The 6003-nt window shown below is 64.6% G+C and carries 3 protein-coding genes; 2 read left to right on the forward strand and 1 reads right to left on the reverse strand.

Annotated features, from left to right (window positions below):
- Together ACFCU0_RS13795 and ACFCU0_RS13800 are read left to right on the forward strand one after the other, a co-directional pair.
- The coding region (locus ACFCU0_RS13795; RefSeq protein WP_434974263.1) for a glycosyltransferase family 4 protein at positions 1–1239 on the forward strand (1239 nt) is incomplete at its 5' end.
- Between the two features lie 426 nt (positions 1240–1665).
- Entirely contained in the window at positions 1666–3594 is a 1929-nt protein-coding gene (locus tag ACFCU0_RS13800) for a hypothetical protein (protein WP_434974264.1), read from the forward strand.
- 43 nt (positions 3595–3637) lie between these two features.
- Here ACFCU0_RS13800 and ACFCU0_RS13805 read toward each other — a convergent pair whose 3' ends face one another.
- On the reverse strand, positions 3638–5323 hold the full coding sequence (locus ACFCU0_RS13805) for a hypothetical protein (RefSeq protein WP_434974265.1): 1686 nt from the start codon (positions 5321–5323) through the stop codon (positions 3638–3640).
- Between the last annotated feature and the right edge of the window lie 680 nt (positions 5324–6003).

The following is a 6003-nucleotide window of genomic DNA, read 5'->3' on the forward strand; positions in this document are numbered from 1 at the left end:
ATGCCCTCCGTCTGCTTCCTCAACCGCGTGTACCCTCCAGCCTCTGGCGCCACGGGTGCGGTGCTGGCGGAAATGGCCGGTGCGCTGACAGAACGCGGGTGGGACGTCACGGTCGTGACGGGCCCGGCGGACGGAGCGCCGTCTTCGGAGATTACGGAAGCCGGTGTTCGCGTAGAGCGGGTCGGAGCGCTTCGGTTTACGCGGGAGAGCACCTGGAAGCGGGCGCTGGCGTACCTGTCGCACTATCCGGCGATGATGACGCGCATGTTGCGGCTTCCGCGGCCGGACGTCGTGGTCACGAAAACAGCCCCGCCGCTTCACCTCGTACTCGGCGCGCTCTTTCACAAGATCACCGGCGTCCCGGCCGTGCACTGGGCGCAGGACCTGTATCCGGAGATCGCGGAGGCGCTGGGTGTCATTCCGGAAAACGGGACGCTGGCGAAGGCCCTGCGGCGCGTCTCAACCGCTTCGCTTGAGAACCATGATCACGTCGTGGCCGTGGGTCGGTGCATGAAAGAACGTATCGAGTCGCGCGGCCTCCCGGGCAGCGATATCTCGGTCGTGCCGAACTGGCCACCGGCGTCCGTGCGTCCGGTAGCACATGACGCGAACCCGTTTCGGAAGGAAAAGGCGATCGGAGACGATTTCGTCGTCATGTACTCCGGTAATATGGGGCTGGCCCACCCGTTCGATGCGGTCCTCGATGCCGCCGAACAGCTTCAGGAGACGCTCGATGATGTCCGTTTCCTCTTCGTCGGGGAGGGACCGCGCAAGGCGGATCTGGAGGCGCAGGCAGCACGCCGCGGTCTTTCGAACGTGTCGTTTCTCCCGTTCCAGCCATACGGGGACCTGGACCAGAGCCTGAGCGCCGCCGACCTGCACCTGGTGACCATGGAAGAGGAGGCGGAAGGACTCGTCGTGCCAAGCAAGATGTACGGCGCCCTCGCGGCCGGGCGGCCGGCGCTCTTCCTCGGCCCGACGGGCAGCGAGGCCGCTCGTCTTATCGAGGAGAACGACTGCGGTACCGCCCTTTCCCACCCGACGGGACATCAGCTTGCCGACGCCATCCGCTCGTGGTATGGTCGTCCCGACATCGAGTCTGCGGGTCGTCGCGCTCGAAGCGCCGTAGCAGATGGATTCGACCGCGCGGTCGACGCCTTCGACCGGATTCTGCGTTCAGTCGCCGGCGGCACCTCGGCATCGGCTGAACGCGCACATGCACATCCAGTGGCCGAGTGAGCTGTCGGCCGAGCACGACCCGAGGCGCGTGGCACCGTTCTTGATTGGATAAAAGACCTGTTCGTAGGGTGTAGAATCGCATGTCCGTTCATGCGTGCTACGACCCGATCCCCGCCAGGACGACGCCGCCAATCGGCGCGACGGACCCGGCGATCTGTTTCGCTTCGTAGCCATGAACCTGGGTACGAATCGCAATCTGGAGCCACGCAGATCGCCCCGCGGTTGATTTCGCACGTCGTGAAAGCGGTTTCGGCGAAGAGTCTTTACACGAGCATCATTTACTTCACCGTGATGCCCGCTACGTTAATGTGTCAGGGGAATGGCTGCTTTTCTCCCGCGAACCTCGAACCGTAGGTCGCTCTGCTTTTCCCACATGGGTGGGCTGATTTCTGCATGGAACGCGTTTCGGCGTTACTTACATCGCTGATGCACGACCTCTCCTCCGGTCTCGTCGGGTTTATCGCAAACCTGGGCGGACCGTCGGGCGCGTGGTCGGTAGCCGCGACGTTCGCCATTGCGGCTCTGTGCATGGTGGTCTTGACGCCGGTGGTGATCAAGGTCGCACGTCGCGCGGGATGGGTGGCCTTCCCGCAGCAGGACCGGTGGCATGACCGACCGGTCGCCCTCATGGGCGGAATCGCCATCTTCGGGGCAACCGTGATTTCGGTGGTTGTATCCGGCGGCTACGAATTCTATACGTGGCCCGTCTGGCTCGCCGGGAGCCTCGTCTTCTTCGCCGGTCTGGCCGACGACCTGTACGACATCCGCCCGGAGGCCAAGCTGGTTGTTCAGATCCTGGCGACGGTTCTCCTTCTGTACGCGGGATTCGCGTTCTGGCGCGGCGGACCCTTCTGGCTGTCGGTGCCGCTGACGTTCCTCTGGGTCATCGGCGTGACCAACGCGATCAACCTGATCGACGGCATGGACGGGCTCGCCGGTGGGCTCGCGGCCATCGCGGCGTCGGTGATCGGGCTCATCGCCTGGATGATCGGACTGACGGACGTTGCCATGGTGGCCACCGCCGTAGCAGGCGCGGGTGCAGGCTTTCTCCTCTTCAACTTTCAGCCCGCCCGCATCTTCATGGGCGACTGCGGCAGCATGTTTCTGGGCTTCGTGCTGGCGACGCTCGCGCTGACCGTCCAGGGCAAAGGCGGTCCCTTCGCAGCGACCCTCGTGCCGATCGTGGTCCTCGCGGTCCCGATTTTCGACACGACCTTCGTCACCATCACACGCATTTTGAAGGGTGTGCCGGTCACGCAGGGGGGAACCGACCACACGATGCACCGGCTCGTTATTCTCGGCCTGTCGGAGCGGCGCACCGTCCTGCTTCTGTACGCCGTGAGTGCTGTCTTCGGCCTCTCAACGCTCGCGGTCTACCAGTCGACCGCCTCTCTTTTCTACGCCCTCGCGCTCCTCGCCGTCGTGGGGCTCGTCGCCTTCGGCATGTACCTCTGGTCGGCCCATCCGACGCCAACCGCGACGCCAGAGCTTCTCTTTACCCAGAAGTTCGGCGCGATGATGCGCGTCATGTTCGGCGGCGCAAGCTATAAATCTCTGCTCGGAACGGTCGCCGACCTGCTCATTGTCGCGGCGACCTTTATTGCCGCGCACCACCTACGGTTCGGCGCGAACCCGCCCGGCGAGGCGTATGACGTGATGCTCACGGCTCTCCCGGCGGTGATCGGTCTCAAAATAGCGATCTTCTATCTCGCGAACCTCTACCACGGCATCTGGCGCCATGCGGGCACGCCAGAGCTGGTTCGCCTCGTCAGCGCGTCGACGGTCGCGTCGGTGCTGACGTACATCGGGTTGATCGTGACGTTCGGAGCAGACCGAATCGCCCCGGCCGTCATTGTCATCGATTGGATGCTTGCCACCGGCGCCATCGCGGTCCTGCGATTCGGCTTCCGCGGACTCCGGCAGTACTTCGCCGCCCACCGGGAAGAAGGGCCCCGCGCACTGGTCTACGGCAACGATCCGACGGCTCTTCTCGCCGTCCGGTACTTCCGGCAGCCGGATACACTTCTCGACCGCACGATCGTCGGCTTTCTGTCGGATCGCTCGGACCAGGTCGGCCTCCACACCCAGGGCCTGGGCGTGGTCGGTACGATCGAGGACCTGCACGACATCTGCGCCCGGTACGACATTGACGAAGTGATCGTCACCGATCCGAATCTGCCGCCCGACCGGAAGGATGCCGTCGAGCGCGCCTGCATCGCGAACGGGGTGACGTGCCGGTACTTCTCCATCTCGCTCGACCCGGAGCCCGCCCCCTCCCCACGCTCGATCCCGTCCTCCGGCGACGGTGCCTCGCACCCGGACGCACCCAGCGTCTCGTCGCGCACCTCGTCGTGACACCACGCCGAACCGGTGCGCCGGATCGGGACGGAATGAGCCGTTACCGAAGACCCGGTGCATCGAACGGGAGTCCCCAGCGGAGCACGACGTACGGCTGCACGAAACGCGTTGTCCCGCGCACCGCGTCATCCGTCGCGTCAACCCGGAGAGCCGCCTCCAGAAACAGTTGCGGTAGAATCTCGGCGCCGGCATGGACATCCACCGTCCAGGTCGTCTGTCGGACGCCGGACAGCATATCCACGTAATCCCGGCTCCGCGTGTTGGTCGACACCTGCGGGTCTGAGCCAATGTTTTCACCAGCCGGATTGCGTCCCCGTTGCGTCCATCGCGTCGTGAGGCCGGCCTGCCAGCGACTCGGCGGGTCGTACGTCGCCGCGAGCGTCACGTCGTACGCATTGGGCCCCGCAGGATGCCCGAGCGGGTCACGATAATGCACGTACGCGTTGGGCGTGTAAAAGTGGTTGTAGAGGAAGGGGCGAAGCCGGGCCGCTTCGACCTGAAGCGCCAGATGATCGGACCCGAGTCCGGCCACGTCCGCGCCGAGCACCCAGCCCCATTTGTTGCCCCACCAGCCACTGCCGATCTCGCTGACGCGCAGCTCGTCCAGCAGGAACTGGCCGTACACGCGGGCGCCATCGACCGGGCGCCAGGAGCCGCCAATCCCGAGCATGGCGTTGTCCGGACTCCCGATGTCGCGCTCCACGGCCCGATAGAAGATGATCGGGTTCAGGTAGGCCAGCTCGTAATTCGATCGGTTGACGAGCGAATCCGTCTGCGGGGCGAAGCGGATCGACTCGAACACCTCGAGCTGGATGCGGTCGTTGATCTGGAGCGCGAGACGGTGGTGCGCGCCGTAGCGGCTCGGATACGTGGTGTTGCCTCCGCGCTCAGGGTCTCTTATCCGCTCAGGTTCGATGTATCGCGTGAACAGGTTCGTGTACTCGAGCCGCCAGACCTTCGTCCGGATCTGGAGCTGGTCGTACGCCGGGGCGGCATCCGAGACGTTGAGGCTCTGGAGGCCATACCCCCACCGGTTCCGGTCCCGCCCAAAACGCACCTCGAAGAACCGAGACCGGAAGCCGACCATGCCGGTGGCGGTGATGTAGTCGTACGTGTCGTCGTCCTGAATCAGCGCGAAGCCGATGCCCGGGGCGGTCCCATCCTGAAACTGCACAAGCGCCGGCCGCTCCTGGTTTTCGGTGAGGCGGCTCTCGAAGAAGATGGGGCCGATGTGGCCGGAGGCGCGGACGCCGCGTGTGTTGCGCCAGGTGGTCACGTTGGTCGAGTCGGAAAAGCGGGCCTGGCCGAGGCCGGCGTAGAGCAGCGGGTTGAGCTGAAGCGCGTAGCCGTCGCCCGTCACCTCGGCCATGTCGCGACCGTTCGGGTACAGCCGCCCCCAGATGGACTGCGCCAGTCCGGCTCCCGGCTGGGGCACGTCGTTTTGGAGGCGCGCCACCCACCGCTCTTCGCCACTCGACAGCTCATCCCCGTAGTTTGCCGTCAGGCTGTCCAGCGCCGCCTGCAGTTCGTAGGCGGACAGCGGCCGGTTGGAGACGAACGTGTCGGGCAGGCGACCAAGGGTTTTCTGGCGCTCGAGGAACCGCTGGGCCGGGCCGCCGATCTGCAGGATGCCGTCGGTCTGGGCCTGTGCCGGCGGTGCGGCGCACGCGAGGAGGCACACGGCGGTGAGAAGGGCAGCGCACAGAACCCGGGCAGAGGGGGGCATACGAAAACAGATCAAGAGGAACAGAACGGGGGAGAGGTGGACGGGAAAGGAGCAAGAGCCGGTCCAACTTGCAGGCTCGACGGGTGAAGGTCAAGCACCCGCTCGATGCTACTGCTCTCGACCTACTGGTCACGGAAGACCCTCCCTGTCCCTCCCTACGAGGGAGGGGACTTGGATCTCGATCGTCAAGAAACACGACGGCCCTTGTGTTTCTCCCCCGAAAGCTTTTGGGGAGACCAGGAGGAGTCTTCCAACCTTTTGCTCATTCTATCCTGTCTTGAGTTCGCAACGCCGTCTCCCATAGACGGCTCCTCGTGTGTATGCTGCATAGGTAATCCGGGAGCTGCCTGGCTCTACGGCGTAGCTCATTTTACATTGGAGAGCAGATGTTCCCTATCCTTTCCAGAGGATGGCGACATCCTCTCGCGTCTGAAGACCCTCTCTGTCTCTCCCTAAGAGGGAGAGGACTTGTTTTCGGTCGTACCGCCCAATATATACCACGCGTCTCTCCCCTCACAGGGGAGAACAAGAGGGGTCTTGCGACGCCGGGATTCTGCGATTCCCCATCGGTGGAACGATCCTCGGTTTGCGGCCGAGCATCGTGCTCCTGCCGGTCTCCACGCCACAGAGGGGACCGACGCCTGTTGAACCGGCCTCACGTCGTGGTGAACCAGCAACGC

The organism is Longibacter sp., from assembly GCF_051155795.1.
GTDB lineage: Bacteria > Bacteroidota > Rhodothermia > Rhodothermales > Salinibacteraceae > Longibacter.

Bases quoted from the DNA above. Each gene is read 5' to 3' on its own strand.
- ACFCU0_RS13800 (WP_434974264.1), top strand. From the start codon at position 1,666: ATGCACGACCTCTCCTCCGGTCTCGTCGGGTTTATCGCAAACCTGGGC.
- ACFCU0_RS13805 (WP_434974265.1), bottom strand. From the start codon at position 5,323: ATGCCCCCCTCTGCCCGGGTTCTGTGCGCTGCCCTTCTCACCGCCGTG.